The organism is Ideonella sp. B508-1, assembly GCF_000333615.1.
Taxonomy (GTDB): domain Bacteria; phylum Pseudomonadota; class Gammaproteobacteria; order Burkholderiales; family Burkholderiaceae_C; genus Ideonella.
Genome location: NZ_BADL01000584.1, coordinates 1 through 1125, shown reverse-complemented (window position 1 = coordinate 1125; position 1125 = coordinate 1). Strand labels below are relative to the sequence as shown.

The 1125-nt window shown below is 70.8% G+C and carries 2 protein-coding genes and 1 pseudogene; 2 read left to right on the top strand and 1 reads right to left on the bottom strand.

The genetic code is table 11. The features are described 5' to 3' along the window. The first annotated feature begins 90 nt into the window (after positions 1 to 90). Positions 91 to 486, top strand: coding sequence for a fluoride efflux transporter CrcB (crcB, locus tag I73_RS23105; RefSeq protein ID WP_022982789.1), 396 nt, complete (start codon positions 91 to 93; stop codon positions 484 to 486). A 2-nt stretch (positions 487 to 488) separates the two neighbouring features. After that, positions 489 to 836 carry a DUF190 domain-containing protein gene (locus I73_RS23100; protein ID WP_022980130.1) on the top strand — a complete coding sequence of 116 codons (348 nt, stop codon included), beginning with the start codon at positions 489 to 491 and terminating at the stop codon, positions 834 to 836. Here I73_RS23100 and I73_RS23095 read toward each other — a convergent pair. Then, positions 763 to 1125, bottom strand: a pseudogene (locus I73_RS23095) (MFS transporter); the annotation flags it as partial. The gene I73_RS23100 and the pseudogene I73_RS23095 sit on opposite strands and share 74 nt — an antisense overlap.

The following is a 1125-nucleotide window of genomic DNA, read 5'->3' as shown; positions in this document are numbered from 1 at the left end:
CCGGTGCGCGCTGATGATGCCTACGCAATCTCCCGGGAGGGATGCGTAGCCGCGCCCTTCCTTCTGCTGTGAACGAAAGGACGTGTCCGAATGCTTGCTGTCTTGGCCATCGCCCTGGGCGCCTCGTTGGGTGCCCTGCTGCGCTGGGTGCTGGGCAACCAGCTCAATGCCCTCTTCCCCTTCCTTCCACCCGGCACGCTGGCGGCCAACCTGCTGGGGGGCTACCTGATCGGGCTGGCCGTGGCCTTCTTCGCCACCCACCCCACCCTGCCCCCCGAATGGCGGCTGTTCGCCGTCACCGGCTTCCTGGGCGGGCTCACCACCTTCTCCACCTTCTCGGCCGAGGTCGTCACCCAGCTGATGGCCGGCCGCCTGGGCTGGTCCCTGATGACCGTGGCGGTGCATGTGGCCGGCAGCATCACGATGACGCTGCTGGGCATCGGCACCGTCTCCCTGGTGCGCCACCTCCGGCTGGCAGGAGCATGAGCATGCAAGGCTTCCAGATCACCTTCTTCACCGGCGAAGGCCGGCACCACGGTCACCAGCCCATGGGCGCGTGGCTGATGGAAACCGCCCGGCAACTGGGCATCCGCGGCGCCACGCTGAGCGTCGGCACGGACGGCATCGGCCGCGACGGCCGCCTGCATTCGGCCCACTTCTTCGAGCTGTCCGACCAGCCCATCGAGGTGACGCTGGTGGTGAGCGAGGACGAATGGACCCGGCTGGCCCAGGCCCTCACCGCGGCCCAGGCCAATGTCTTCTTCACCAAGACGCCGGTGGAGTTCGGGGTGCTGGGCGGGCCCGACCCGGGTGCCACACCAGCAGCAGCAGGCTGAGCCCCGCGAAGCCCGCCCCGGCCCCAAAGGTGGCGGCGGGCCCGAAGGCGTCCCACAGACCACCGGCCACCACGCTGGCCACCAGCATGGCCAGGCCACTGGCCAGGTTGAACACGCCGTAGGCCGTGCCGCGCAGCGGCGCGGGCGCGGTGTCGGCCACCATGGCGGCCAGCAGGCCCTGGGTCATGCCCATGTGGATGCCCCACAGCGCCACGCCGGCCAGCAGAGCCCGCAGACCGGCGGCCCTGCGCCAGCAGCCCATCCGAGGCAAGCAGCACCGCCAGGCCGC

What these genes read in the sequence shown, in the direction of transcription:
- crcB (WP_022982789.1), top strand. Translation starts at nt 91, where the DNA reads ATGCTTGCTGTCTTGGCCATCGCCCTGGGCGCCTCGTTGGGTGCCCTG.
- I73_RS23100 (WP_022980130.1), top strand. Translation starts at nt 489, where the DNA reads ATGCAAGGCTTCCAGATCACCTTCTTCACCGGCGAAGGCCGGCACCAC.